Origin of the sequence: Arthrobacter bambusae (assembly GCF_022606295.1) — a bacterium.
GTDB lineage: Bacteria > Actinomycetota > Actinomycetes > Actinomycetales > Micrococcaceae > Arthrobacter > Arthrobacter bambusae_A.
Genome location: NZ_JAHHZS010000036.1, coordinates 13,753 through 40,214 on the forward strand (window position 1 = coordinate 13,753; position 26,462 = coordinate 40,214).

The following is a 26,462-nucleotide window of genomic DNA, read 5'->3' on the forward strand; positions in this document are numbered from 1 at the left end:
CGGCGGGAGCCACCTCCCGCCGTCGTTCGCGTATCCGGAGGCCTGCCTGGAGGAACGGCTATGTGGACAGAGCCGTCAGACCTCCGCCACCGGCGCCGCGAACTGTGCTTCGTACAGCCTCGAGTAGGCGCCCCCAGCGGCCAGCAACTCTGCGTGCGTACCCTGCTCCACGATCTGCCCGGCTTCCATCACCAGGATGAGGTTGGCATCGCGGATCGTGGACAGGCGGTGCGCGATCACAAAGCTCGTCCGGTCAGAACGCAGGGCACTCATGGCCTTCTGGACCAGGACCTCGGTCCGGGTGTCCACGGAGCTCGTAGCCTCGTCCAGGATCAGGACTGACGGCCGGGCGAGGAACGCCCGTGCAATGGTGAGCAACTGCTTCTCACCGGCGGAAACGTTGCTGCCTTCGTCGTCGAGCACGGTGTCATAGCCCTCCGGGAGGGAGTGCACGAAGCGATCCACGTAGGTTGCTTGTGCCGCCTCCAGGATCTCGGCTTCGGTGGCGTCGGGCCGTCCGTAGGCGATGTTGTCCCTGATCGTGCCGCCGAAGAGCCACGTGTCCTGCAGCACCATGCCCATCCGCGAGCGCAGCTCGTAGCGGGACATTGAGGCGACGTCGACGCCGTCGAGCGTTATCCGCCCGGCGTCGAGCTCGTAGAAGCGCATCATCAGGTTCACGAGGGTGGTCTTGCCCGCTCCGGTGGGCCCGACGATCGCCACAGACTGCCCAGGTTCGGCTACCAGGCTCAGATTCTGGATCAACGGCTTGTCTTCGGAGTAGGAGAAGGAAATGTTCTCGAACACCAGGCGCCCGCGCGTCACGTCGGGGACGGCCGAGGGCTCGGGGTCCGCGCTTTGCTCTTCGGTATCGAGCAGCGAGAACACGCGTTCCGCGGATGCCACGCCCGACTGAAGCAGGTTGGCCATCGAGCCGAGCTGGGCCAGCGGTTGCGTGAACTGCCGGGAGTACTGGATGAAGGCCTGCACATCGCCCAACTGCATGGCACCGGAGGCCACCTGCAGGCCGCCCACCACGGCGATCCCCACATAGACCAGGTTGCCGATGAATGTCAGTGCCGGCATGATCAAGCCGCTGATGAACTGGGCGCCGAAGCTGGCCGAGAACAACTCTGCGTTCTTCTCGCGGAAGCGTTCCTCCACTTCGCGCTGGCGTCCGAACACCTTCACGAGCGCATGACCGGTGTAGGTTTCTTCGATCTGCCCGTTCAGCTCGCCGGTGTTCTTCCACTGGGCCACGAACAGCTTCTGCGAGCGCTTGGCAATCAACACGGTGGTCACGAGCGTCAACGGCACCGTGACCAGGGTGATGAACGCCAGAATCGGCGAGAGCAGGAACATCATGAAGATGACGCCAGCCACCGTGAGGAGGGACGTGACCGCCTGGCTGATGGACTGCTGGAGGCTTTGCGAAATGTTGTCGACGTCGTTGGTCACGCGGCTGAGCAGTTCGCCACGCTGCACCGAGTCGAAGTAGCGCAGCGGGAGCCGGTTGATTTTCGCTTCGATCTGCTCACGAAGCCGGTACACCGTCCGCTGCACGACGCCGTTGAGAACGTACGCCTGAATCCAGCCGAACGCGGAGGCCAGGACATACAGGACCAGCACCCACAGCAGTATCGAGGACAGCGCCCCGAAGTCGATTCCGACGCCGGGAGTCAGGTCCATGCCCTTCAACATGTCCGCTTTGGAGCCCTGGCCGGAAGCGCGCAGCCCGTCGATGACCTGTTGCTTGCTCACCCCGGCGGGAAGTTGCTTGGATACGACGCCGGCGAAGATCAGGTTGGTGCCCTCACCCAGAAGCCGTGGGCCGATCACGGACAGGGTCACGCTTGCGACGGCGAGGAAGAGAACCAGGGTCAGCCACATGCGCTCGGGCCGCAGCGTGCCCAGGAGCCGCTTGGCCGAGGGCAGGAAGTTCATGGCCTTTTCGGCCGGGATGCTCATTCCCGCGAAGGGTCCGCCGCGGCCTGGCCCCATCGGGGGACGCTGCGGGCGGTTTGCGGTGCCTGCCGTGCCGGTGCTGGGTGCGCTGCTCATGCCGCCTCCTCCGCTGCCAGCTGCGAGGAAACTATCTCACGGTATGTTTCGGAAGTTTCCAACAACTCGTCGTGGGTTCCGCGCCCCACCAGCCGCCCGTCGTCGAGCACCAGGATCTGCTCGGCGTCCGCGATGCTCGATACCCGCTGCGCAATGATGACCATGGTCGCGCCGGAAGTGTGGCGCTTGAGCGCCTGGCGGAGCCTCGCGTCGGTGGCGGTGTCCAAGGAGGAGAAGGAGTCGTCGAAGATGTAGAGCTCGGGTTGCTTCACGAGTGCCCGGGCAATCGCGAGCCGCTGCCGCTGACCGCCGGACACGTTGGTGCCGCCTTGCGAGATCGGAGCGTCCAGGCCGCCCTCCATCTCTTCGACGAAGTCCTGGGCCTGCGCAATGGAGAGCGCCCGCCAGAGTTCTTCCTCCGTGGCGTCGGGCTTGCCGTAAAGAAGGTTGCTTCGGACCGTGCCGGAGAACAGGTAGGGCTTTTGCGGGACGAGTCCGATGTGCCCCCACAAGAGGTCCGGGTGCAGTTCACGGACGTCGACGTCGTCGATTCGCACCGAGCCGCTGCTCGCGTCGAACAGCCGTGGCAGCAAGTTCACCAACGTGGTCTTGCCGGCGCCCGTGCTGCCGATGATCGCCGTCGTCTGGCCTGCTCGTGCCCGGAAGCTGATGCCGCTGAGGACCGGCTGCTCGGCACCGGGGTAGGCGAATCCGACGTCGAGCAATTCAAGCTCGCCGCGGCCGGCGGTCTCCGTCACAGGGTTCTCGGGAGGCCGCACGCTGGATGGGGTCTCGAGCACCTGCCCGATGCGGTCCGCGGAAACAGCCGCACGCGGGATCATGACGGCCATGAACGTCGCCATCATGACGGACATGAGGATCTGCATGAGGTAGCTCAGGAACGCGATCAACGTGCCTACCTGCATGGATCCGTCGTCGATCCGGAACGATCCGAACCAGATCACGGCCACGCTGGAGACGTTGAGCACCAGCATCACTACCGGGAACATGAGGGCCATGAGCCGCCCGGCACGCAGGGCCATTTCCGTGACGTCCTGGTTGGCCGAGGCGAAGCGCTCGGTCTCCATGTCCTCGCGCACGAACGCGCGCACCACGCGGATGCCGGCGAGCTGTTCCCGGAGGACGCGGTTCACGGTGTCGATCCGGACCTGCATCTTGCGGAACAGCGGCACCATCCGGCTGACAATGAGGCCCACCGCAACGAGCAGCACTGGGACGCTCACGGCAATCAGCCAGGACAACTGGGCATCCTGCCGGACGGCCATGATGACCCCGCCGATGCTGAGCATGGGCGCCGCAACCATGAGCGTGCAGGACATCAGGACGAGCTGCTGGACCTGCTGCACGTCGTTGGTTGAACGGGTGATCAGCGACGGCGCGCCGAAGCGGGTGACCTCCTGCTCGGAAAACTCCCCCACCCTCGTGAAAATAGCGCCGCGCAGGTCGCGGCCTAAGCCCATGGCGGCTTTCGCGCCGAAGTAGACGGCTGTGATCGAACAGGTGATCTGCAGGAGCGTGATGAGCAACATGAGGCTGCCGGTGCCGAGGATGTACCCGGTATCCCCCTTGGCCACGCCTTCGTCAATGATGTCGGCATTCAGCGTGGGCAAGTACAGCGACGCTATCGACTGCGCCAACTGGAAAATGACGACGGCGATCAGGAGCCGCCGATGTGGCCGCAGGTACTGAACGAGAAGTTTCCAGAGCATCGTTCTCCAACTCACGTAGTGATTCGAAGGCCAGTCTACGACTGGTTGCTGGGGGCAACTAGAGCTTTCCCTCAGGGCGAAGCGGGGCGGAGGGTGTGCCACCGTCGTACCCGGACAGTAGGCTGGAAACGCTCGGCAAGATCCGCTATGAAAGGACCGTAGTCATGGCTTACATCACCGTCGGAAATGAAAACAGCACCGGGATCGAGATCTACTACGAGGACCACGGGACCGGCCAGGCAGTGGTTTTGATCCACGGCTATCCGCTGGATGGTTCGTCCTGGGAGAAGCAGACCGCCGCGCTGCTCAACGCCGGCTACAGGGTCATCACCTACGATCGCCGCGGCTTCGGCAAGTCCAGCAAGCCGACCGTGGGCTACGACTACGACACCTTCGCCGCGGACCTTAACACCCTGTTGAACACCCTCGATGTCAACGACGCCGTCCTCGTGGGCTTCTCGATGGGGACCGGAGAAGTGGCCCGCTACCTTGGCACGTACGGCTCGGCCAGGGTGGCCAAGGCCGTGTTCCTGGCATCCCTGGAACCGTTCCTCCTGCAGACCGCGGACAACCCCGGAGGCGTCCCGCAGTCCGTGTTCGACGGACTCTCCGAAGCCGTCATTTCCGACCGCTACGCGTTCTTCACCGAATTCTTCAACAACTTCTACAACGCTTCCACTTTCCTCGGAACGCACCGCTTGAGCCACGAAGCAGTCGCCGCCAGCTGGAACCTGGCAGCCCAATCCGGCGCCTTCGCCTCGGTGGCAGCGCAGCCCACGTGGCTCACCGATTTCAGGTCCGACATCCCCAAGATCGACGTGCCCGCCTTGATCGTGCACGGCACCGCGGACAACATCCTCCCCATCGACGTCACCGGCCGCAGGTTCGCCGAAGCGCTCCCCGGCGCCAAATATGTGGAGATCGACGGCGCCCCGCACGGCTTGCTGTGGACGCATGGTGCCGAGGTCAACCAGGCCTTGCTTGGCTTCCTCGAAAATTCCTGACAAGAAATTAGGACGAAACTAACTGAATATCGCGGGAACCTTAACTCCTCGGGTCCAGTCTTAATGCAAGCCCAGGCGGAACCCATTCGCCGGCGAAAGCACCAAAGCTGCAAGGGGAGCAGGACCGGCCATGAAGACAACAACAGCCCGGGACGAAGTCACCGCCATCAACGGAGTGATCACCGATCAGCAACCCGTTGACTTCCACGCTTTGGGGCTCGCGGGCTGCATCGACCGCTTGGCCGCCCCGCTCCGCCGGGAAGGGACCGAAATCCACTGGGAGACGCCGCACCATGGAGTCGAAATCTCGTCCGACTCCGCGTCCTTGCTCTACCACGCAGCCAAGGAAGTGCTCAGCAATGCGTTCAAGTATGCGCATGCCCACGACGTCACCGTCCGGCTCGCCGCGGTCTACCACGGGATCCGGCTGACAATCACAGACAACGGCGCCGGCTTCGACGGCCAGGCAACACCCGCCGGTCCACACCACGGATTCGGGCTCCGCCTCATGTCCATCGCGGTCAGCGAAGTGGGCGGCGAGGTCTCCGTCGCCTCCAGTCCAGGCAACGGAACCTGCGTCACCGTTACCCTCCCGCTCGACTGATAGGCGTCGATGCCCGACGGCGGCACGCACCCGCCGTCGTCGGTTTCGGCACTGCTGGTTCCCTATTCAAGTGAATCTGGTATGAAAGGCGAATGACCCCGTACAAATCCGAACCTCCCCTGGGCGGTTCCCGCGCGCATATCAAGTCGATTTTCCCGTCGCTGGCCCGCAGCGAACAGCGCGTGGCGCAGTTATGCCTTGATTCCCCCGAAACCGTGGCCAGGATGTCGGTGGCGGATCTGGTCACGCAGACGGGGACATCGCCGGCAACGATCGTTCGGGCCTGCAAGAGCATGGGCTTTGACGGATTCCAGCACTTGCGCCAAGTCCTGCTTCGCGATCTGGGTGCGGCGGCACGGGACAGCATCCAGCAGGAAGAATCCGGGGCAACCGGTGAACCGGGGTCCTCCGAGCATTTGGTCTCGGGGATCTTTTCCCGGGCGTCCCAGGACATCCGCGGAGCTTTGGGTTCTCTGGACTTCGAGGCGTTCGACGCCGCGGTGAAGGCGATCCGCCAGGGTGGACGCCTGTTGGTAGTGGCCAACGGCGCGTCGCTTGCTCCTGCCCAATCCCTTGCCCTGCGGTTCCTGTCCGCCGGCGTGCAATGCGAGGCGCCGTCCGACATTGTTTCGCAACATATCTCCGCCAAGCTCCTCTCCTCGGGCGACGTCTGCATCGCCGTGAGTGACAGCGGCATGAACTCCTTCACGATTGGTTCGGCGCGGATCGCGGCTGAGCGCAAGGCCACGGTGATCGGGGTGACCAGCTACGCGAAGTCCGAACTCGCCGCTCTCTCGACCCACACGCTCGTGGCCGGGGCGGAATTCCATTCGTGGAACGACCAGCTCCCCATTGGCAATATCGTCCAGATGCTGGTGCTGTCCGCCCTGCACGCCGCGGTGACTGCGGATTCCCCCGAAGTTGAGCGCGCTCGCTCCGCCGTGTTCGAAGAAGTCCTCCACATGGTGGAAAACCCCGAATAGCTTTCTGGCGCGAAACGCGAGCGGTTTCAACTGTTTCCTGTCCGCGCACGGGGAGTTCATCAACTCCGCACCGACCGTTAATAATCGAGCCCCACCCTTCAAGGGTAAGACGTTTCCTAAATAATTCGATTTAGGAAACATCGTTTCCCCGGAGGTGCTCGTGGGCCGACTTGTGCTCAACCAATTGTCGCGTTCATTCAAGAACGTGTCGGCGGTAAAGAACGTATCGCTCACCGTCGAAGACGGTGATTTCCTGGTCCTGCTCGGCCCCAGCGGTTGCGGCAAGACCACCCTGCTCCGCATGATCGCGGGCCTGCTGGAACCGACGTCGGGCTCGCTCGAACTGGACGGAACGGACATCACCACCGCCCCGTCCAAGAAGCGCGACTTGGCCATGGTGTTCCAGAGCTACGCCCTATACCCGCACCTCAGCGTGTCGAAAAACTTGGCCTTCCCGCTTCATGTGCGGCGCACGGACAAGCAGGAAGTCAAGAAGCGCGTGGAGGCCGTGGCCGAAATGGTGGAGATCGGCCACCTCCTGGATCGCAAGCCCAAGGAACTGTCCGGCGGTCAGCGCCAACGAGTCGCAGTTGCACGCGCCTTGGTGCGCGAGCCCAAGGCCTTCCTCATGGACGAACCGCTATCCAACCTGGATGCCAAGCTCCGCACCGCAACCCGGCAGGAGCTGGCCGGACTGCACAAGCGGCTCGGTGCAACGTTCATCTACGTCACACACGACCAGGTGGAAGCCATGACCATGGCGACCAGGATCGCATTGCTCAACGGTGGACAGCTTGAGCAACTCGGCACCCCGGAAGAGCTCTACGACAAGCCGGCGTCCGTGTTCGCCGCAGGTTTCCTGGGCTCCCCCGCCACGAACCTGATCGATGCCGAACTTTCCACCAGCAACGGCTCCATCACTGTCATGGCGCCGTCCGTGGAAGCAGTGCTGTGGGACGGTGAAACACCCCGGCGGGACGTTGTCGTGGGGATCCGCCCGGAACACTTGAGCATCCACGCACCTGGCTCTGCAGCAGCCGCGCCAAGCTCCGGGGCAGCCCTTCGGGGCATCGTTGACCTGGCCGAAAACCTCGGCAGCGAACAAGTCATCTACTGCCGGGTCGGAAGGAACCGCGTGGCTGTCCGCGCCCCGCGTGGCAAGCGCTGGGAGCCGGGCAACGCCGTCGTACTCAGCGCCGAAGCGAAGAAGCTTCACCTCTTTGACCGGGCAAGCGGCCGGCGCCTCGAATGGCAGGCGGACGCGAAGCATTCCTCTAGTTCCAGCTCGGCCCAACCCACCGCATCGGTCTAGCTCCCGTTCTTCCCCATACTCCGGCCCCAACCCGGAACCAGCAGTACCCACCCAACCCAGCAACCAAGGAAATATTGTGCGCCCTCTCCGTTCAATTGCACTGACCATCGCCGCCGGCACCGCCGCATTGGCCCTCGCCGGCTGTTCCGGCACCTCGCAGGCCAGCACCGTGAGCAACCAAATCATCCCGGAGCTCACCGCAGACCAGCAAGTCAACATCACCTTCGAAAGCTACAACCTGGCCCAGGCCGGCGTCTGGACCGATACCGTCAAAGGTTTGGTAGCGGACTTCGAAAAGGCCCACCCGAACATCCACGTCACCGCCCAGGCGCCGCAGGGCGGCGGCGCCGTCGGATCCAACACGGTCAGCAGCGTCCAGACGCAGCTCCTCGCCGGGCACGCCCCCGACGTCGCGCAGCTGACATTCGATTCCCTGGACTTCGCCGCCACCCAGCTTGGCGCCCAGCCCATCAGCGACCTGGTCGGCCAGAAAGCGGTCGACGACGCGCTCGGCGGGGCCCACCCCTTCCACCCCAACGCCAAACACCTGGCCGACTGGAACGGCAAGACCTACGGAATTCCTTACGTCTTCTCCACCCCTGTCCTGTTCTACAACGCCAGCAAGCTCGCCGACGCCGGAATCACCAACCCGGACCTGAGCACCTGGGACAAGGTGGAGGCAGCCGCAAAGGCCGTTTCCGCGAAGTCCGGGAAGCCGTCCCTGGATATCTCGTGCGCAAGCATTGGCGGCAACTGGTGCATGCAAGGCATCTTCAAGTCGAACGGGGCCCAGGTCCTCTCCGATGACCGCAAGACCATCGGATTCGGTTCGGACGCGGCCGTCGACACCGTCACGAAGCTCGCACAACTGACGAAGGACGGCGTACTGCGCAATGCCGACAGCAGCGCCCAGTCCGAAGGCCTCGCGAAGGGCGACACCGCCTTCATCCTCACCACCTCGGCGCTGCAGGGATCATTCATGTCGGCCGCCACGAAGGGTAGCTGGCAGCTCAAGGCCGCCGGCATGCCCTCCTTCGGAAGCAAACCAGCCGTGCCCACAAACTCGGGATCGGCCTTGTTCGTCCTGTCGCAGGATCCCGCGAAGCAGCGCGCCGGCTGGGAATTGATCAAGTTCATGACCAGCGACCACGCCTACGAGCAGATCTCCACCAAGATCGGCTACCTGCCGCTGCGCACCTCGCTGACTGCTCCGGGCGGATCGCTCTATGACTGGGCCCAGAAGAACCCGCTCCTGGCTCCGAACCTCGCCCAGCTTGACCGCCTGCAGCCGTGGGTTTCCTACCCGGGAAACAGTTATGTGCAAATCGACGACATCCTGGGCAAAGCCGTGGAGAACGTCGTCTACTACGGCAAGGACCCGAAAGCCACCATGGCCGACGCCCAGAAGCGAGCCCAGGACCTGATCCCCTAAAGCTCCCCGATCCATTTTCCTGCCCCATCCGGAAGGACACCAGCTGTGACAACCACTGCCGAGGACGCCGTCTTCGGAACCCGCAACCGCCCCTACCCCGTGGAGGGCACCTACAACTTCCGGAGCACGTCCGGCTATCCCGCCGCCGCGGCGGGCGATGCCGCCGTCGTGCGGACCATCCGTGACGGGAAGCTGTACCGCTCGGACGCGCTACACGGACTGACCGACGCCGGACGCCGCCAATTCTCCGAGCTCGGCATCCGCCTGGTCATCGACCTGCGTGACCGCACCGAGTTGGAGAAGTCGCCCAGCAAACTCGCCGGACTCGGCGTCGACACCAGGCACAACCCGATTTTCGAAGAAGGTAACGTCCCGGGTACTGCGGAGATCACCACCCTGCTGGACATCTACCGGCTCATGGTCCGTAGCCACGCGCAGCGCCTTGCCGACGCCGTCCGCCTCATTGCCGACTCCGGGACGGAACCCGTACTGGTCCACTGCACCGCGGGCAAGGACCGCACCGGCGTCGTCATTGCCCTGGCCCTCCTGGCAGCAGGAGTGGACCGCGAACAGGTGATCCTGGACTACGTAGCCAGCGAGGAGAACCTGCGCGGCGAATGGAGCGAGGCCATGATGGCCGCCGCCTCCCGCCATCCGGGCCTTGCGGGCATCGGCGGGGAACTTCGGGAAATCATCTCCGCGAGCCCCGCCACCGTCCTGGAAACCACGTTGGACCTCGTCGACCAAACCTACGGCAGCGCCGCCGGCCTGCTCCGGGCGCACGATTTCAGCGACGCCGACCTCGAACGGCTCCGGGACATCCTGACCACCAGCTCCACCCGCTAAGAACCGCCGCTACCCACTGCAGATAACTACAAGGAGACAAGACCATGAGCACTGAACTCCAGCACCCCGCCCCCGAGCACTTCATCCTGCACATCAGCGACACCCACTTCGTGGCCGACAACGACCTCCTGCACGGCAGCGTGGACAGCGACGAGAACCTCCGCCAACTGTTCCGCGACTTCGTCAAGGCCCAGGTCAAGCCCGAAGCACTGGTGTTCACCGGCGACCTCGCCGACACCGGCCGTCCCGACGCCTACGTCCGCCTCCGCAACATCGTGGAGCCCGTCGCCGAGGAACTCGGCGCCAGGATCATCTGGGTCATGGGCAACCACGACGCCCGTACCGCCTTCCGCTCGGGCCTCCTCGACTCCGACGCCGGCGAGGAATCCGTGGACATGGTCCACGACGTCAACGGCCTGCGCATCATCGCCATGGACTCCACGGTTCCGGGCAAGCACCACGGTGAAATTTCCGACGAGCAGCTCGCCTGGCTATCCGATGTCCTCGCTACCCCGGCCCCGCACGGCACCCTCATCGCCCTGCACCACCCGCCCGTCCCCAGCCCGCTGGAGATGATGGCCATGTTCGAACTCCGCGAGCAGAGCCGCTTCGAGAAGGTCATCGAAGGCACCGACGTCCGTGGCATCCTGGCGGGCCACCTGCACTACTCCACCTTCAGCACCTTCGGCGGCGCTCCCGTCACGGTTGCTTCGGCCACGTGCTACACGCAGGACCTGAACGTCGCTCCGAAGTCCATGCGCGGCCAGAACGGAGCACAAGCGTTCAACCTGATCCACCTCTACCAGGACAAGATGCTCAGCTCCGTCGTGCCGATCGGCGAGTTCTCCACGGTGTACTCCGTCACGGCTGAGCAGATGGCCGCTTTCGAGAAGATGACCCTCGAAGAGGCCACCGCGGCGATGACCGCACCCGGCGAGGAGTCCGACGGCGAGCCCTCCGACACTGGCGAACCCGCCGACGGCGAGCTCGCCGAAAGCGTTCGCTAACCAGCCACAGCACCGGAAGGAAACCGCAAGCATGTTCATCGAGACCGCCGGGCCGGCAACGGGCGTTGCCCCTGCCGGCCTGGCGGGGCTCCCGGTCAATCGGCGTCCCAAGCGCCGCGCCGTGAGCCCCTACCTCTACATCCTGCCCGCCGTGGTCCTGCTTCTCGTCTGGACCTACTGGCCGCTGGGACAGACCGTCAACCTCTCCTTCAACGACTGGAACCTGATCCCCACCAAGCCCAAGCAATACGTTGACGTACAGAAATACGCGAAGGTCCTGAGCCTGCCCGAACTGCACCAAGCATTGCTCAACACCGGCGTGTACATCCTGGCGTTCCTGGGTATTTCGGTTGCCTTGCCGCTCGTGTTCGCGCTGCTCTCGCGCAAGGTCCAGGGCAAGGCCCGCACGGCATACCAGGCCCTGATCTTCGTTCCCTTCCTGATCACACCCGTGGCCAGCAGTGCCGTTTGGCGATGGCTGTTCGCACCGGAAGGCGGAACGATTCCCGCGATCGCCGCCGCCTTGGGCGCGCCGATGGGCAACGTGTTCCGGAATCCCGACAGCTCGATGATGGCGGTGATCGTGATCGTGGGGTGGCAGATGCTCGGCTTCGGCGTGCTGGTGGTTTCGGCCGGGCTGGCGGGCATCAGTCCGGACTATGCAGCAGCCGCGTCGATCGACGGCGCGAGCGGCAGGCAGATCACGTGGCGGATCATCATCCCTTTGCTTTCGCCGAGCCTGGTGTTCCTCTCGCTCATGACCATCCTGCTGTCCGCGCAGTGGACATATCCCATCATCGACCTCGTGACACAGGGCGGCCCCGGCAACTCGTCCACCAACATTTACTACCTGCTCTACCAGTTCGGCTTCAGGAACTTCGACGCCGGCCTGTCCTCCGCCGCGGGCACGCTCTTCTTCCTCGGATTCGGGCTGATTGCCCTGGTCTTCGTGGAACTCTCGGAGCGACTCAGCTTTTACGACAACTAGAAAGAACCACCATGGCCTTCATCACCATCGCCCCGCCGGCCCAGCCTGGTTCCTCGGATGTTGCCCTTTCAGCGCCGACCAAAGTTTCAGGGCCGTTCTCCTCGTTACGGTCAGTACCCAGCCACATTCTCCTCATCGCCTTGGCGATCGTCTCGATCTTCCCCATCTACTGGATGTTCGTCACGGCTTTCCGGCCGCCGTCGGACGCCCTGTCCACGAACCCGCTGCCGGGACCGCTGAGCCTGGAGAATTTCCAGTACGTCCTGAAGACCATCCCGATCGCAGGCATGCTTGCGAACACCTTCGGCATGGCGCTGGCGTTGGCCGTGTCCCAATTGCTCGTGGCGATCCTGGCGTCCTACGGCTTCGCGCGTTGGGACTTTGTCGGAAAGAAGGCCTTGTACCTGTTGTTTGTGGGGTCGTGGCTGGTGCCTTTCCAGGTCACGATGATTCCCAACTACTTGCTCGTGTCCCAGATGGGCCTGCTCAACACCATCACCGGCGTCGTCATTCCGCAGTTGTGTTCGGCATTCGCGGTGATGATGCTGCGCCAGCACCTCGAAGCCTTCCCGAAGGACCTCCTCGATGCCGGCCAGATGGACGGACGGTCGTCCTGGCGGACCCTGTGGGAAGTGGTGGTCCCGAACCTCCGCCCGGCACTTGCGGCCCTTGGCATCATGCTGTTCATCAGCGCCTGGAACGAATACTTGTGGCCATCACTGATCATGCAGAAGTCCGACGCCCTCATCCAGGTGGGCATCCGCGGCTTCCTGGGCGCCGAAGGCAACAACTGGGGCGCCATCATGGCAGCGTCCTCGCTCGCGTGCCTGCCGATCTTCCTGATCTACATCTTCCTGCAGCGATACGTGGTGGATGCCTTCGTCCGCTCGGGGTTGAAGTAACCCGCCGAACGCTCGCTCAGATATGCGCCGTTCCCGCCGACGCGCGCTCACATATAGGGCAAATTTCGGAATCCCTCGCTCACTAGAGGTGAGCGAGGGATTCGAAAAACGGCCACAAAGGTGAGCGCGCGTCTTGGCGGCAGCAACGTGACGCCTCCCCAACTGCTCCAGGGCTGAGGAAATCGGCCTAGGAGAACTCCTTCAGCGCCTCGGTGAGCAGGCTCCCCGGAGAACCCAGCCGAACATGGACGCCGTTGGAGGCCACCAGCTTCCCGGCAACCACGACGGCGGTGACGTCGCTCGCGGTCGCGCTGAACGCGAACTGTTGCGGCATGGAACCGGCTGTCCGCGCCGAGTCCGGGGCCACGGCCATGAGGTCGCACACCGCACCTACCTCCAGTGCCGACGCTATGGGTGTGGCCATGGAAGCTGTTGCACCGATGGTGGCGGCGCGCAGCAGTTCCTGGGGTGAGAACCTGCCCCGTTGGCCGGAGCCGAGTCGTTCTCCGTGTTCCAAGGTGCGCATTTCAATCCAGGGATCGATCACCGCGTGCTGGTCCGTTCCCAGCGCGATGGTCGCTCCGGCGTCGGACAATTCGCGTGCCGGCCCGATGCCATCGGCAAGATCGGCCTCAGTGCTCGGACACATCACCACGGTGGCTCCCGCGTCCCCGAGGAGCTGAACGTCGTCCGGCGTCAGGTGGGTCGCGTGGACGGCGGAGAGCCGCCGGGACAGCAGGCCGTGCCGGGCAAGAAGCCCAGCGGGGGTGACACCGTAGGCCTGCAGGCAGGCATCGTTCTCGGCCGGTTGTTCGCTGAGGTGGATGTGGAGCGGGATGTCCGCAGGCAGTTGCCGCGCGACGGTCTTGAGCGCTTCTTCGGGCACTCCGCGGACGGAATGCAGGGCTGCCCCCACGCCCACCATGTCCGCCGGGAAGCCCTGCGCTACCTCGGCGCGCAGTGAGCCGAGCCGGTCCAGCCAGGCTTGGGCATCGGCGTCGCCGAACCGTGCCTGTTCCGGGCTGAGCGGCGTCCCGATGCCTCCCGCGAGGTACAGGGTGTCCAGCAATGTCAGTCGGATCCCGGCCGCAACGGCTGCCCTTGCCAACGCCAGTTCCATCGCGTGCCGTTCCGGGTACGGCGTTCCGTCGGGCTGGTGGTGCACGTAGTGGAACTCGGCCACGCTGCTGAAACCCGAGACCACCATTTCGGCGAAGACCGCCGTGGCGAGCTTCTCGTATTTCTCCGGTGTCAGTTCCGCAGCGCTCCTGTACATTTGCTCCCGCCAAACCCAGAAGTCGCCGCGCCCGTCATGGGTCCGTCCACGCAGGATCCGGTGAAAAGCATGCGAATGGGCGTTTGCCGCCGCGGGGAAGACCACACCGTTCAATATCCGGTCACCCGTTTCGGGCCCGACGCCGGTCAAGATCCCGGAGATGCGGCCCTCGAGCACTTCCAGCCGCACACCGGCGGCGACAACCGCACCGCCGTCGCTGCCGCCGTCGACGTTTACCAAGGCGGTTTCGCACCAGAACCCGCTCACAAGAGTCCCTCCAGAACGTCGGCGAGGGCGACGGCGCCGGCTGAGGCGTCCTCGTCAGCCACGTATTCTTCCGGGGAATGGGAGATTCCGCTCGGGTTGCGCACGAAAAGCATCGCCGAGGGGACATGTCCAGCCAAGACTCCGGCGTCGTGCCCGGCGCCGGTCGCGAGCACGGGCGCTCCCGGCAGGAGCTCGCCGATGCGTCGGCTCAGCTCGGGATCGAAGTGCACGGTGTCGCTGTAGGACTCCTCGGTGAGGCTAACGGTGCATCCCTCGCCCGCCGCGATTTCCCGGGCTGCGCGGTAAATGGATTCGATCAGGTGTGCGGTCACGGCGTCGTCGGGATGCCGGGCGTCGAGCCAGAGATCGACGCGCGAGGCAATCACGTTGGTGCCGCCGGGAACCGGGGTCAAGCGCCCCACGGTGGCCCGCGCATCCGGCTGCCTCGCCGCCGTGTCGCGGACGGCAACGACGATCTGCGCGGCCGCAACCATCGGGTCGGCGCGGTCGGTCATGAGGGTCGTCCCGGCGTGGTTGCCTTGGCCGCTGACGCTCAGTTTCCAGCGGCCATGGCCCAGGATGGAGCTTCCGACGGCGATGGCCGGCCCGCCTTGGCCCAGTCCCTTTCCCTGTTCCACATGCAGTTCAACGAAGTCGCCGATTCGCGCCATGGCCTCCGGATCGGGTCCGACGTGCCGGGGATCCAGGCCGTTGCTTCGGGCGACGTCGGCGAAAGTGTTGCCGTCGACGTCGCGCAGGTTCAGCGCCTTCTCGATGTCGATGGCGCCAGTCAATAGTCGCGAACCCAGGCAGGCCACCCCAAAGCGGGATCCTTCCTCTTCCGGGAAGACGGTGATGGCCAGGGATCGCCCAGGCTCAAGACCGCGGGAAACGAGGACATCGACGGCGGCGAGTGCGGACGCGACGCCAAGCGGCCCATCAAAGGCCCCTCCTCCCGGGACGGAATCGAGGTGGCTTCCTGTGACGAGCGCGCCGTCCCGGGGCTTTCCCCACCAGGCCCAGATGATGCCGTTGCGGTCGGTCTCGACCTCGAGGCCGCGGTGCTGGGCTTGTTCGATGAACCAGTGCCTGAGGTCGAGCTCGGGCGTCGAGTAGACGGCCCTCGAGTATCCCCCGCGCGCCGCATCGCGGCCCACGTCCTTGATTGAGTCAAGGAGCTGATTGACGGTATTCACGTGTTCCTCCGATTATGTCTGCCACCAAGTAAAAACCAGATGCCACCCCATGACAAGGGTTCCGACACAGAACCGCGACAATTAACGGGCCCGAACACCACCGATATGCCCTGGCGCCACAGAATGTCTCAAATCCCGGAGTCTCAGACAATTTCCAGAAATCTATTGCCACCCGATGAAAGTTAATTTTTACTTAGTGGCAAGACATGGTGATTCAGACCACTTGAAAGCAGGCCAAGCAGTGGCAGCAGATTCCTCCACACGGACGGTCGAAAGGGCTTTGGCCCTCCTGAGCGCGGTCTGCACCGATGGCTCCATCAGCCTGAGCGACGCCGCACGTGTTGTTGACTTGTCGGCCAGCACCGCACTCCGTCTCCTCCGCACCTTGGAAGGCAGCGGATTCGTGAAGCGGGATCCGGGTGGAAACTTCCGTCCCGGCGCCAGCGTGATCCAGTTGGGAGCCCTCGCGTTGGGACAGGAGTCCCTCGTATCGCTCTGCACGCTGCACATGAAGCGGTTGGTGGCTGAAACGGGCGAGTCCTGCTATTTGAGTATTCCCGGTCCTGGGGAAACCGGTATCTACATTGCCATCGTCGAAGGTACGCACTCTGTCCGGCACACCAGTTGGGTCGGCAGGAGCATTCCGTTGGAAGGATCCGCCGCCGGGAAGGTCCTGACTGGCGGGCAGAACGGCCGCGGCTTCGCCATCGTGCGAAGCGGCGTAGAAGACGACATCACGGCCGTCGCCGCACCCATCGTGATCGGCGGTCGCACCGTGGCAGCCCTCAGCATCGTCGCACCGAGCTACCGCTTGGGCGAAGCGAAGGCGCAGACATTTGGCGAGGAACTGGCGAGGGTGGCGGACAACATCCTCGTGGAACCATCCGGAGACCATGAAGTGCCCCAGGAAGGCATGAAACAGAAATAGTCACGTTTGAAAATGTCACCAAGGCGTACCCTGATCAACCGCCCCATCGAACCCACCAGCGGTACCATCTACCTCGATGACCAGCCGACGTCGACCATGGACGCGGCCTTGCTGCGCAGTCACCGAGATGGCCGGGGTGCTGCGGCCTCGTGGAAGGCAGCGGTGACCCGGCGAGGATCCAGGATCCCTGTTGCTTCCCGAATTCGGGAACTAAGCATGCTTAGCTATGGACTGCCGACCACGACCGGCGTACCTTAGTTTCCAAACACCGCACTGGGGAGGTGGAGTGTTTGGCCAGGTCTCTGGGGCGCCGTGGCATTTATGTGTTACGCCCCCTGCTATTCGCCGCTTTCGGCGCATTGGCATGGTTGCTGTGGATCGCCGGTCCTTCGCAAGCCACCGACGCCATGCCGGGGATCCCGGCTGTCCCGGCGCCTTCGATTTCCCTCCCTCCGGTTCCCCTTGCCGATCCCCTGGGACGGCTCGTCAACCAGGACCCCTCCGGGGTTGCAGTCCCGAGTCAATTGGCCACAGTTCCTGGGGCCGTGGTCCGTCAGCTAACAGACCACGCCGTGACGCCGGTGGTCGGGGTCGTCCATGGCGTGCAGCGCGTGGTCACCAAGACGCTCAAGGAACTCGCGGCGTTGCCGGAGGGTCCTTCCGTGCCGGAATTGCCGCGGGTGCCCGTAATACTGCGGAATACAGGACCAAGTGTTCCTGCTGTCCCCGCTGCTCCCCCGCGTGCTGGACCCGGCGCGGCGCTCACTGGCCCCTCCACGCTTGTCCATACGAACCCCGTTCCACCTGCCGTCCAGGCCGGCTCAGGAGCGAGCACAAGGACTTCCGGATTCCCGGACGGTGTCGTCTTCGCTCCCCCTGCTGTATTCGCGCCGTCGGATGTGTCTACGGTTCCGGGCGGAGCTCCGCCTGACGCGCCGGCTCCCGCGGCTGCGTCGCCGCATGAGGCCGGATCGATGTCGGGCCCGGAGGGCGGTTCCACTTTTGGCGCGGCAGATCTGCCCGAACAACGTGGACTCGCGCCCCCGCCCGGCCACTGTCCGATACCCGACCCCAGGCAAACGCCTTCAACCGAACCTGCATTCGATCCTGGATCTTCCCCCGACTGACCAGGCCGCTCCTGCCCTTTTGGCAGGCACGACCAACTGCGCCACCAGCGCAGGACACGTCTAGTCAGGAGAAGACCATGCAGGACAATAACCGACTGATAGGTAATTGGCCCGACCCCATGAGTAAAGGAGGCATATAGGTACAAGCGAACATCGCGACAGGCGCTCAGCGCCAAGGGAACAACGACGCCGGCCGTACAGTCAGTCTGACTGCACGGCCGGCGTCGTGATATTGAAAAGTAGCCTGGGTCCCTTTAGAACAGGCCGCCCACCACAGCCTGGGTGAGCTGGTGGAAGATGTCGGTGCGGGCGGGGATGTCGCTCTCGTCCTGGCCCTTGGTGTAGACCACGAAGGCATAGCTCTTGGTCCCGTTGGTGAGGATGCTGGCATCGTGGAGTTCGTCGTCGAGCAGTCCATATTTGTGGAAAACGGTGATTCCGGCCGGCACTGCGGCGGGGATCAGTGATTCGTAGTTGGTGTTCTGCATATAGGACAACAACTGCGCCGTGTCCTGCTGGTTCAGGAGCTTCCCGTCGTAGAGACCAGCCATGATACTGGCCATCTCGGCGGGGGTCAGGGTGTTGTTCTCCGGGTCGTAGTTGATCCCGATTGACGTGGCGTAGGCCTGCAACTGTGGGTGACCGATGGTGTCCATGATCAACGACCATGAGTCGTTATCGCTGTCCTGGATCATTTCCTTGATTTGGAAGCCCGAGGTGTAGTCCCCCAAAGGATCGTCGAGCGACGCTGCGCCTGTTTCGACGAGGTGGTAGTAGGCAATCGCTGACAGCACCTTGGCTGTGCTTGCTGCCTCGAACGGATCCTGGACCCCGTATTGGTGCGTCGAACCATCGGACAGATCAATCAGGGCCACGCCGATCTGGTACCCATTGTTGGCGTCGATGATCGCATTGATTTGCCCATCAAGCGCGGGCGTCACAGTTCCTGCCGCCGTCGGGGCCGGTGCTGCGGCTGCCGTCGGGGCCGGCGCAGCGGCTACCGGGGCAGGAGCCGAAGCCGCCGCCGTAGGGCTAGCCGCCGTCGTCGTCGGGGCAGCCGCGGCCAGGTCACCCGGGGGTGCCGTCGGGGCCGAAACGAAATCGGAAGCGGGGCGGGCGTGCGCAGCTGAGTAGACCGTGGCCGTCAGGGTCAGAGCCAGAATGGCGGCGCAGGCTGTCAGCAAGGCCGATCGACGCCGGCGAGGGCTCCACTGGTTCCACCGGCTTCTCTTTCGTCCGGACCCTTGGCCGGGACGACGGGGCTCTTGCTCTTCCATAATGATGCAACCGTAGCTACTGCAGCTATGTGGGAGCTATGAAAACCCTGTCCGTCAGCCGCGTGTCACCTGGGTGAATATCAAGCGTCGCGGATTGGTGAGCCCAATACAGTGAACCGCGTGCCACCCATCTCTCCGGACAGCAGCGGCATTGCCTCGGCTATCGCGGCCCGGACACTGTCCAACTCCAGCGACCCTCGGTGCGCTTCTGCCGATTCCCACAGTTCGCAGACAAACACCGTGTCCGGCGCTTCGTCATTGATGCCCACCTCGTAGAGAAGGCAACCCGCGCCCCGGAGTTCAGGTTTCGGTGTCAGCAGGATGGACACGACGGCGTCGCGCTGGCCGGGTTTCGTGCCGAGACTGCCCACGTTTGCAAAGGTCATGCGCCTATTGTGCTTCATTCCGCCGACGTTATTGAGGAATCGCGTATCGGCGGACAAAGTTGCCGAGGATCTTCATCGGTTCGGTCGCCGTGACCTTCCGGGCGTCCGCCATCAGCTGTTCAGCAGCCTCGGGCGGGAAATATCCGGCGTGGCGATAGGTGTCGATCCGGGTGACGAGCCCCTCGGCGTCCAGCTCCGGATGGAATTGCGTGGCGTAAAGATTGCTCTTGATGCGGAACATCTGCACCGGGCAGGCGGCCGAACCGGCCAGCAACACCGCGTGTCCCGGCAGGACCGTGCAGGCTTCCTTATGGCCCGTAAAGGCGACAAAGCGCTCGGACATGCCTTGGAGGAGGGGGTCCTGGAGGCCCTCCGCCGTGAGCTTGATGGTTACCCCTCCAAGCCCTTCACCGTAGGTGCGGTCAATCACCGCGCCCTGGTGAAGGCCCAGGGTTCCGACCCCATAGCAGGCCCCCAGAAAGGGAAAGTCGGAGGCCACAATCGTGTCCAGCAGGTGAGCGAGTTCCTTCTCCACCCGTTTCTGGACCGGACTCTTGTGTTCCGGAGGGTCGCTCGAAGTGAACGGACTGCCGCCCACGATCACGCCGGAGTAGTCGGAGAGCTCAAGCGGGGGAAGTGGCGCCGCTTCCATCCGGATGCGTTGCAGCTGCTTGGGAGCGAGCCCTCCAAAACGGAGATACGCCTGGTACTCTTCCTCGGCGGCGGCGTCTTCGGCACGAGATGCGAGCAGGAGAAACGGCTTCACAGGCTAAGTGTGCACGCGGTGGCCCTGGCGCGCCAGCGTCCGGCTGAAACATCCCTTTGGAGGCGGTGAGCCGCCGTTCACGTGGAAGAAATGTCCGGCATTCCGGCCGGATGGGAGGATTTCACCTCCTTCGGCCTTGGATTCCGCGGAATCACCGGCATCCCGCACGTCCGCTCCGGGTGACCCGGCGTCCCTGCGGAGACGGAGTTAACATTCCCGAAACACGCCTGTCATGCGTTCTTCACGCCTAGACAAGTTATGTAACGTGCCCGCAATTTTTCCTCGCATTGCTTGAAACACGGAACCGGAAATATTGGGCAGGGGAAGAACGGGACCACGCTGCAACGGTCCTCCTACGGCATTCCGATCAGAAGGGAAGCGCACGTGAATATCACTGCGGAAAACGTTTGGGTGATGGTGTCGGCGGCACTTGCACTGCTCATGACTCCGGCACTCGGCCTCTTCTACAGTGGCATGACCCGGGCCAAGGCCTCCCTCAACATGATCATGATGAGCTTCATCTCCGCGGGCATCGTAGGCGCCGTCTGGATCCTGTGGGGCTACTCAATGATCAGCGGCAAGAGTGTCCTGGGCATTTTCGGCAATCCGTTCAGCAGCTTCGGCTCGGCAGACCTGGTCGGTTCCACCGATCTCATCAAGCTTGGTTTCAGCGCTACTTTCGCCATCGTCACCGTGGCCCTGATCAGCGGCGCTATCGCCGATCGTGCCAAATTCACCTCCTGGGTCGTTTTCGTCCCGATCTGGATCACCCTGGTCTACTGCCCTTTGGCCTTCATGGTCTGGGGCGGCGGCCTCCTGAGCCCCGGCGGAGCCATCAGTTCGGTCTTCGGTCAGGTGATCGACTTCGCCGGCGGCACAGTGGTGGAGATCAGCTCCGGAGCTGCCGCGTTTGTCCTGGCCCTGATCCTGGGCAAGCGCCACGGCTTTGGAAAAGATCCGAACCACCGCCCGCACAACCTCCCCTTCATCATGCTTGGCGCCGGCCTCCTCTGGTTCGGCTGGTTCGGTTTCAATGCCGGTGCGGCCACGACGTCGGCGCAGGCCGGCTTGATCTGGGTCAACACCCTGGTTGCCCCGGCCGGGGCCATGCTCAGCTGGTTGCTCACCGAGAAAATCCGGCATGGCCACCCCACATCTTTGGGTGCGGCTTCCGGCGTCGTTGCCGGCCTTGTGGCCATTACTCCGGCTTGTGCCAACGTGGCTCCTGCTGCGGCCCTCGGCCTGGGTTTGCTGGCAGGCGCCGCCTGCGCCGTGTTTGTCGACTTGAAACACAAGTTCGGCTTCGATGACTCCCTCGACGTCGTAGGCGTCCACCTTGGGGGCGGCCTTGTGGGCACGCTCGCGCTCGGATTCATCGCCTTGCCGGTGAACGGCAAGGGTGGAGGACTGTTCTACGGCGGCGGACTCCAGCAGCTCGTGGCGCAGATCGTCGCCATCCTTGTCACCCTCGCGGTGTCCGGAATCATGACGGCAATCATCGGCCTTGTCATCCACAAGACCATAGGATTCCGCGTCAGCCACGAGGCGGAGCTCGCCGGAGTGGACCTGTCCGAGCATGCCGAGACCGCCTACGAGTTCGGCGGCATGGCCCGGAGCCACTTCAACGCGCTCCCGCACGTCAACATCCCGGTGGCCGCTGCCGCCGCTTCGTCCTCCGCCGCCGTTCCCGCCGTCGAGCTCCAGCGCGAAAAGCAAGCCGACCCCGCTTAGCTGGGGCGGCCGTTTCCGCAGCCGCGAGGGACGCGTACGCTCAGTTTGTGGACATCGTCGATTTCCTCTCGGACCGTCTGAGTGAGGACGAAGCTGCGGCGCGGAAACTCCTCGGCGACCGTTCCGTCTCCGAGGCGGGCAAATGGTACGAGCGACGTCTTCTCCTGGAATGCGAATCAAAGAGAAGGCTGCTCGGCATCGTGGAATCCGCTCGGCAGGCGGCCCTGGCCACGATGGTTCGCGGCACGCTTGGTGATACGCCGCAGTGGATTCCGGAATCGATCGAATGGACCACGAAATCGTTGAATGCCCTTGCGCTTCCCTATTCCGACCATCCGGACTTCGAGCCGGAATGGCTGGCGGGGACGTAGCTGGCGGGCCTACCGCTCCTCCGCGAGCCGAGACACTCGACTTGCCACAACGCGCTGCCGCCGCCAACGCATTGGCCCTGTCAGCTTCCGGGAAGGTCAAATTGGGGGACCTACGGTTCACACCCCGCTTCATCAGTTCAGTTCACTGATGATTTCACTGACGGTTCCCTGTGAGTCGGGCCAACGTGTCTGACGGCTAGCCAAATTCACACACGACAGAGGGCGGTCACCGGCATCGGTGGCCGCCCTCTGCAGTTTCATTTGCAGGGCGTTCCTGTCAGTGCATCGTCCCGAAATTGGTGTTGTACCGGTACATGAACGCGGCCATCGCATCCCGGTTGACGGCGAGATACGGACGGTAGGTTTTGCTTCCGTCGGACTCGGTCCATCCCGTACTGATGCCGCTGTTTGCGAGCCAGGTGATCTGCTTGTAGAACGGATTGTCAGTGGCGACGTCAGTGAATGGCGACGTCGCCGGTGCCGTGAAGGCCGGGCTACCCGCGAGGCGGTACATGAAAGCGGCCATGGCGTCGCGGTTGACCGAAAGATACGGACGGTAGGTTTTGCTTCCGTCGGACTCGGTCCATCCCGTACTGATGCCGTTGATCGCAAGCCAGGTGATCTGCTTGTAGAACGGATTGTTCGTGGCGACGTCAGTGAATGGCGACGTCGCCGGCGGGGTGAACGCCGGGCTGCCCATCAGGCGGTACATGAAGGCAGCCATTGCGTCCCGAGCTACCGCCGTCAGGGGGTTGAAGTTCCTCGACCCGTCGGACGCGGTCCACCCGGTGGAGATGCCACGGGAACCAAGCCAGTTGATTTCGGACGTGAACGGGTCCCCGGAAATGTCCGAGAAGATGGGGCCCGGGTTGGTGGCGAAGTCGGTCAGCTGGGTGAGGGTGCCGTTGAAGACGTCCTGGTCGCCGGGAAAAACGCCTGTATCGGAGTTCTGCCACAAGGTGTAGTCCGGCCAGCCGGCCGGCAGCGGTCCGGCGTCAGTCGAGAAATAGGAAATATGCAGGGGGTGGTTTCCGAAACCCGCCGCATTGCCGGTGCACGTTGTCCACCAGTCAGTGGTGGTGTAAATGGCAGGCAGGCGCCCGGTCTTGGACAGGATGGTCGTGGCGAAATCGGAGATCCAATTCACCATGTCCCCTTGGCTCAATCCGTAGCAAGTACTTCCATACGGGTTGTATTCGATGTCCAAGAGGGCAGGAAGGGTCTTCCCGTCCGGGGTCCAGGCTGCGCCGCTCTGCAGAAAGTAGTTGGCCTGGTCCGCTCCTGAGGACGCGTCGGGAAGCGCGAAGTGGTAGGCGCCGTGCAAGAGTCCGGCGTTTGCGGATCCGGCATATTGGCTGGCGAAGTACGGGTTGGCGTAACCGGTGCCCTCGCTGGCCTTGACGTAGGCGAACTTGGCGCCATTTGCGGCCGCGGTGGGCCAGTCCACATTGCCTTGGTGGCTGCTGACATCCATCCCCGGCACCCCGGACGCCACCGAAGCAGGCGCTACGGCCTGGGCAGACATCCGCATTGGCGCAGCGGTCTCATGACTGCGGACCGTTGAACCCATCGCATGGTCATTCGAGGTACTTGACGTCGCGGACGGAGAGGGTGACGGTGAAGTCGTCGTGGGTGCCGCGGAAGCCGCGCCGGCGCCGGGGGCGGCGAGGACGATGCCCGCTATGAGCAGGGCCACGTACCCGGCGATGCCTTTCCGGATACGGGGTCGAACAAGTTTCGGCCGCCTGGGAGCGCGCAGGATCGACGCGTTCATGTGAATTTCCTTCCGTTTTGGCAACGGAAGAGACCCGCGCCTGCAAACAACGCCCGCAGGAGCGGACGTCACGGACATTACCAGCTCTAGTCAAGACAGATGACAAACAGGCGGCATCAAACCCGGCCGCGAAAAGAGCGGGGGCACTTCCCCTGTCAAAGAATTAATCCAGAATCTATTCTATTGATGAACCGGTACACATACGGTCCATCAGGCCGCCGGCACGTCCCGGGAAGCCCATCCCGCTCCGGGGGCCGTCTCTCTGAGGAGGCGTCCATGTCCACTCCCGATGTGCCGACCCGGGGGCCCGCAAGGCCCGGTCCCTATATTGCGGCCGGAATCCTGCTGGCCGTCGCCATTCTGGTTCCGCTGTTCGTCCCCGCGTACTCGATTGATCAACCGCGGCTCGCCGGCATGCCGTTCTTCTACTGGTACCAAATGCTCTGGGTCCCTATCACCGCGGGCATGGTGGGCATCTCCTATCGCTTGGTCACCAAGGAGGACCGTCGGCGCCGAGAAGCAGTGCGAGGCGGACGAGGCGCACGCACCGAGGAGCAGGAACAATGAGCGCGCTCACTGTCCCGCTGGCGACCACAGCGGACCGGCCCGTCAACGGCGTCGCGCTCACCGTCGTCGTCGTCCTCTTCATCCTCGTGGCGGTGCTGGGCTTCTTCGCCGCGCGCTGGCGCGCGGGCAAGGAAACGGGCCTGCACAGCCTCGATGAGTGGGGCCTTGGCGGCCGCGGGTTCGGAACGTGGGTCACGTGGTTCCTCCTTGGCGGGGACCTCTACACGGCCTACACGTTTGTGGCAGTCCCGGCGGCAATGTGGGCCACCGGCGCCGTGAGCGGCTTCTTCGCCGTGCCGTACACGATCGTGCTCTACCCGATCGTGTTCCTTTTGATGAGCCGTTTGTGGTCGGTCTCGCACCGGCATGGGTTCGTCACACCGGCTGACTTCGTGGGCGGGCGCTATGACAGCAGAGCGTTGACGGTTGCGGTGGCCCTCACGGGGATTGTCGCGACCATGCCCTACATCGCGTTGCAATTGGTTGGCATCAAGGCGGTGCTCACCGTGCTGGGCCTTGGCAGTGCGCAGAATGTGCTGCTGACCGACTTGCCCCTCATCATCGCCTTCGTGGTCCTGGCCGCCTACACCTACACCTCGGGCCTGCGGGCGCCGGCGCTTATCGCCGTCGTGAAGGATCTGCTGATCTACCTCGCGGTCATCGTTGCCGTGATCTACCTGCCAATCAAGTTCGGGGGCTGGGACAACATCTTCGGTGCAGCCCAGACGAAACTCGACGCCCTCAGCCCGGCCACAGGCAAGCCGGCGGGTGTCTTCATCCCGGGTGCCGCCAGCTATTCCGCGTACTGGACGCTGGCCCTTGGCTCGGCCATGGCGCTGTTCATGTACCCGCACTCGGTCACCGGAGTCCTGGCGACCAAGAGCAGGAACACGATCCGCAAGAACGCGGCGGTCCTTCCGCTGTATTCGCTGCTGCTGGGATTCCTTGCCCTCCTGGGGTACGCGGCCATTTCCGCGGGCACCAAGCCGATTGACCTGAACGGTGCCGTCAATCCGCAACTGGTGGTTCCGCAACTGTTCCTGGACAACTTCCCGGCATGGTTTGCCGGTATTGCCCTGGCGGCCATCGCCATCGGCGCGTTGGTCCCGGCCGCCATCATGTCGATCGCTGCCGCCAACCTGTTCACCCGCAATATCTACCGGGACTTGATACGGCCCGACGCCGACCCGCGGCAAGAAGCGAAGGTCTCCAAGATCGCCTCGCTCGTGGTGAAGTTCGGGGCGCTGATCTTCGTGATCGCGATGGACCAGTCGGCGGCCATCAATATGCAGCTCCTCGGCGGCATCTGGATCCTGCAGACCTTCCCGGCGATCGTGGCAGGGCTCTACACCCGCTGGTTCCACCGCTGGGCCCTCTTCGCGGGCTGGGTGGCCGGGATTGCCTACGGCACCGTCGCGGCGTACAACGTGGTCAACCCCGTGACGAAGGCGAACTTCGGCGGCTCCATCGCTGCCATCCCCGGCACCAACGTGCAGGTCTACATCGCCGTCGTGGCATTCGCGATCAACCTCATTATTGCTGCCGTCCTGTCCCTGGTCTTCCGGGCGATGAAGCTCCCCGACGGCAAGGACATCACCCGGAATTCGGACTACGGAGCTGACGAGGACGACCCCAAAGTTGCCCAACTCCAGCGCGAATACCCGCTGGGCGAAACGGGAGGCCCTGCGTTCTGACTGGATGGCACTACCAATACACGGCCGGGCGGGTTTGTGCGTGCCTAAGCGGCCGGCACGTCCTGTCCGTGGCGCGCGCGAAACAGGTCCCCGAAATAGTGCGCAGCCATGACGGGCGGGTCTCCGTTCAAAGGCGTTCCTGGCAGGGGCGGGGCTGTTGATCGGTAGTGGTGTCCGGTGGGGGTGCGGATGTCGAGGACGTGCCGTGTCCCGGGGCTGGTTGTTGCTGTCCG

The 26,462-nt window shown here is 63.9% G+C and carries 24 protein-coding genes; 15 read left to right on the forward strand and 9 right to left on the reverse strand.

Going from position 1 to position 26,462, the window contains the following annotated elements:
• Nucleotides 1-75 precede the first annotated feature (75 nt).
• A complete protein-coding gene (locus KNN17_RS18830) occupies nucleotides 76-2,061 on the reverse strand; it encodes an ABC transporter ATP-binding protein (protein WP_078107532.1) in 1,986 nt (661 codons plus the stop codon).
• Nucleotides 2,058-3,791, reverse strand: coding sequence for an ABC transporter ATP-binding protein (locus KNN17_RS18835; RefSeq protein ID WP_078107531.1), 1,734 nt, complete (start codon nucleotides 3,789-3,791; stop codon nucleotides 2,058-2,060). Before KNN17_RS18835 ends, KNN17_RS18830 begins: the two co-directional genes overlap by 4 nt.
• Nucleotides 3,792-3,955: 164 nt before the next feature.
• Between KNN17_RS18835 and KNN17_RS18840 the strand changes: the two genes are divergently transcribed.
• The 9 genes from KNN17_RS18840 (at nucleotide 3,956) to KNN17_RS18880 (ending at nucleotide 12,869) form a co-directional block, all read left to right on the forward strand.
• Nucleotides 3,956-4,795 carry an alpha/beta fold hydrolase gene (locus KNN17_RS18840; RefSeq protein WP_241710405.1) on the forward strand — a complete coding sequence of 280 codons (840 nt, stop codon included), beginning with the start codon at nucleotides 3,956-3,958 and terminating at the stop codon, nucleotides 4,793-4,795.
• Nucleotides 4,796-4,925: 130 nt separating this feature from the next.
• Complete coding sequence (locus KNN17_RS18845; protein ID WP_241710406.1) at nucleotides 4,926-5,399, forward strand: sensor histidine kinase; 474 nt, start codon at nucleotides 4,926-4,928, stop codon at nucleotides 5,397-5,399.
• Between the two features lie 92 nt (nucleotides 5,400-5,491).
• Entirely contained in the window at nucleotides 5,492-6,382 is an 891-nt protein-coding gene (locus tag KNN17_RS18850; protein ID WP_241710407.1) for a MurR/RpiR family transcriptional regulator, read from the forward strand.
• 160 nt (nucleotides 6,383-6,542) lie between these two features.
• Nucleotides 6,543-7,694, forward strand: a complete 1,152-nt coding sequence (locus KNN17_RS18855; RefSeq protein ID WP_241710408.1) for an ABC transporter ATP-binding protein — start codon at nucleotides 6,543-6,545, stop codon at nucleotides 7,692-7,694.
• Nucleotides 7,695-7,770: 76 nt separating this feature from the next.
• The gene (locus KNN17_RS18860) at nucleotides 7,771-9,126 is read left to right on the forward strand and encodes an extracellular solute-binding protein (protein WP_241710409.1); all 1,356 of its coding nucleotides are present in this window, start codon (nucleotides 7,771-7,773) and stop codon (nucleotides 9,124-9,126) included.
• Nucleotides 9,127-9,171: 45 nt separating this feature from the next.
• The gene (locus tag KNN17_RS18865; RefSeq protein WP_241710410.1) at nucleotides 9,172-9,972 is read left to right on the forward strand and encodes a tyrosine-protein phosphatase; all 801 of its coding nucleotides are present in this window, start codon (nucleotides 9,172-9,174) and stop codon (nucleotides 9,970-9,972) included.
• Between the two features lie 44 nt (nucleotides 9,973-10,016).
• Nucleotides 10,017-10,979: a phosphodiesterase gene (locus KNN17_RS18870; RefSeq protein ID WP_241710411.1), complete on the forward strand. Its 963-nt coding sequence runs from the start codon at nucleotides 10,017-10,019 to the stop codon at nucleotides 10,977-10,979.
• 31 nt (nucleotides 10,980-11,010) lie between these two features.
• Entirely contained in the window at nucleotides 11,011-11,967 is a 957-nt protein-coding gene (locus KNN17_RS18875) for a carbohydrate ABC transporter permease (protein ID WP_241710412.1), read from the forward strand.
• A gap of 11 nt (nucleotides 11,968-11,978) precedes the next feature.
• Nucleotides 11,979-12,869, forward strand: coding sequence for a carbohydrate ABC transporter permease (locus KNN17_RS18880; protein WP_241710413.1), 891 nt, complete (start codon nucleotides 11,979-11,981; stop codon nucleotides 12,867-12,869).
• Between the two features lie 187 nt (nucleotides 12,870-13,056).
• Here the strand turns inward: KNN17_RS18880 and KNN17_RS18885 are convergent, their stop codons facing one another.
• Together KNN17_RS18885 and KNN17_RS18890 are read right to left on the reverse strand one after the other, a co-directional pair.
• Nucleotides 13,057-14,412 (reverse strand): formimidoylglutamate deiminase, encoded by a 1,356-nt coding sequence (locus KNN17_RS18885; protein ID WP_241710414.1) that lies wholly within the window; start codon nucleotides 14,410-14,412, stop codon nucleotides 13,057-13,059.
• On the reverse strand, nucleotides 14,409-15,608 hold the full coding sequence (locus KNN17_RS18890) for an allantoate amidohydrolase (protein WP_241710415.1): 1,200 nt from the start codon (nucleotides 15,606-15,608) through the stop codon (nucleotides 14,409-14,411). Before KNN17_RS18890 ends, KNN17_RS18885 begins: the two co-directional genes overlap by 4 nt.
• A gap of 196 nt (nucleotides 15,609-15,804) precedes the next feature.
• Here KNN17_RS18890 and KNN17_RS18895 point away from each other — a divergent pair, with 196 nt between their 5' ends.
• Together KNN17_RS18895 and KNN17_RS18900 are read left to right on the forward strand one after the other, a co-directional pair.
• Entirely contained in the window at nucleotides 15,805-16,536 is a 732-nt protein-coding gene (locus KNN17_RS18895; protein ID WP_241710416.1) for an IclR family transcriptional regulator, read from the forward strand.
• Between the two features lie 323 nt (nucleotides 16,537-16,859).
• On the forward strand, nucleotides 16,860-17,663 hold the full coding sequence (locus KNN17_RS18900) for a hypothetical protein (protein ID WP_241710417.1): 804 nt from the start codon (nucleotides 16,860-16,862) through the stop codon (nucleotides 17,661-17,663).
• A 254-nt stretch (nucleotides 17,664-17,917) separates the two neighbouring features.
• On the opposite strand, the gene KNN17_RS18905 is transcribed toward KNN17_RS18900, so the two are convergent.
• The 3 genes from KNN17_RS18905 to KNN17_RS18915 all read right to left on the reverse strand — a co-directional run bounded on the left by KNN17_RS18905 (nucleotide 17,918) and on the right by KNN17_RS18915 (nucleotide 20,092).
• Nucleotides 17,918-18,847, reverse strand: coding sequence for a serine hydrolase (locus KNN17_RS18905; RefSeq protein WP_241710418.1), 930 nt, complete (start codon nucleotides 18,845-18,847; stop codon nucleotides 17,918-17,920).
• A gap of 173 nt (nucleotides 18,848-19,020) precedes the next feature.
• Nucleotides 19,021-19,326, reverse strand: a complete 306-nt coding sequence (locus KNN17_RS18910) for a putative quinol monooxygenase (RefSeq protein ID WP_241710419.1) — start codon at nucleotides 19,324-19,326, stop codon at nucleotides 19,021-19,023.
• Nucleotides 19,327-19,354: 28 nt separating this feature from the next.
• Nucleotides 19,355-20,092: a glutamine amidotransferase gene (locus tag KNN17_RS18915; RefSeq protein ID WP_241710420.1), complete on the reverse strand. Its 738-nt coding sequence runs from the start codon at nucleotides 20,090-20,092 to the stop codon at nucleotides 19,355-19,357.
• A 384-nt stretch (nucleotides 20,093-20,476) separates the two neighbouring features.
• Between KNN17_RS18915 and KNN17_RS18920 the strand changes: the two genes are divergently transcribed.
• Together KNN17_RS18920 and KNN17_RS18925 are read left to right on the forward strand one after the other, a co-directional pair.
• Nucleotides 20,477-21,823: an ammonium transporter gene (locus KNN17_RS18920; RefSeq protein ID WP_171983485.1), complete on the forward strand. Its 1,347-nt coding sequence runs from the start codon at nucleotides 20,477-20,479 to the stop codon at nucleotides 21,821-21,823.
• 47 nt (nucleotides 21,824-21,870) lie between these two features.
• Nucleotides 21,871-22,194 (forward strand): DUF6221 family protein, encoded by a 324-nt coding sequence (locus KNN17_RS18925; RefSeq protein ID WP_241710421.1) that lies wholly within the window; start codon nucleotides 21,871-21,873, stop codon nucleotides 22,192-22,194.
• Nucleotides 22,195-22,471: 277 nt separating this feature from the next.
• On the opposite strand, the gene KNN17_RS18930 is transcribed toward KNN17_RS18925, so the two are convergent.
• A complete protein-coding gene (locus KNN17_RS18930) occupies nucleotides 22,472-23,968 on the reverse strand; it encodes a lysozyme (protein WP_241710422.1) in 1,497 nt (498 codons plus the stop codon).
• A 276-nt stretch (nucleotides 23,969-24,244) separates the two neighbouring features.
• Between KNN17_RS18930 and KNN17_RS18935 the strand changes: the two genes are divergently transcribed.
• Nucleotides 24,245-24,535: a DUF3311 domain-containing protein gene (locus KNN17_RS18935; RefSeq protein WP_241710423.1), complete on the forward strand. Its 291-nt coding sequence runs from the start codon at nucleotides 24,245-24,247 to the stop codon at nucleotides 24,533-24,535.
• Entirely contained in the window at nucleotides 24,532-26,229 is a 1,698-nt protein-coding gene (mctP, locus tag KNN17_RS18940; RefSeq protein ID WP_241710424.1) for a monocarboxylate uptake permease MctP, read from the forward strand. Before KNN17_RS18935 ends, mctP begins: the two co-directional genes overlap by 4 nt.
• Nucleotides 26,230-26,273: 44 nt before the next feature.
• On the opposite strand, the gene KNN17_RS18945 is transcribed toward mctP, so the two are convergent.
• The coding region (locus KNN17_RS18945; protein ID WP_241710425.1) for a hypothetical protein at nucleotides 26,274-26,462 on the reverse strand (189 nt) is incomplete at its 5' end.

Coding starts and splice junctions, on each gene's coding strand:
- KNN17_RS18830 (WP_078107532.1), bottom strand. CDS start 2,061: ATGAGCAGCGCACCCAGCACCGGCACGGCAGGCACCGCAAACCGCCCG.
- KNN17_RS18835 (WP_078107531.1), bottom strand. CDS start 3,791: ATGCTCTGGAAACTTCTCGTTCAGTACCTGCGGCCACATCGGCGGCTC.
- KNN17_RS18840 (WP_241710405.1), top strand. CDS start 3,956: ATGGCTTACATCACCGTCGGAAATGAAAACAGCACCGGGATCGAGATC.
- KNN17_RS18845 (WP_241710406.1), top strand. CDS start 4,926: ATGAAGACAACAACAGCCCGGGACGAAGTCACCGCCATCAACGGAGTG.
- KNN17_RS18850 (WP_241710407.1), top strand. CDS start 5,492: ATGACCCCGTACAAATCCGAACCTCCCCTGGGCGGTTCCCGCGCGCAT.
- KNN17_RS18870 (WP_241710411.1), top strand. CDS start 10,017: ATGAGCACTGAACTCCAGCACCCCGCCCCCGAGCACTTCATCCTGCAC.
- KNN17_RS18875 (WP_241710412.1), top strand. CDS start 11,011: ATGTTCATCGAGACCGCCGGGCCGGCAACGGGCGTTGCCCCTGCCGGC.
- KNN17_RS18880 (WP_241710413.1), top strand. CDS start 11,979: ATGGCCTTCATCACCATCGCCCCGCCGGCCCAGCCTGGTTCCTCGGAT.
- KNN17_RS18910 (WP_241710419.1), bottom strand. CDS start 19,326: ATGACCTTTGCAAACGTGGGCAGTCTCGGCACGAAACCCGGCCAGCGC.
- KNN17_RS18930 (WP_241710422.1), bottom strand. CDS start 23,968: ATGAACGCGTCGATCCTGCGCGCTCCCAGGCGGCCGAAACTTGTTCGA.
- KNN17_RS18935 (WP_241710423.1), top strand. CDS start 24,245: ATGTCCACTCCCGATGTGCCGACCCGGGGGCCCGCAAGGCCCGGTCCC.
- mctP (WP_241710424.1), top strand. CDS start 24,532: ATGAGCGCGCTCACTGTCCCGCTGGCGACCACAGCGGACCGGCCCGTC.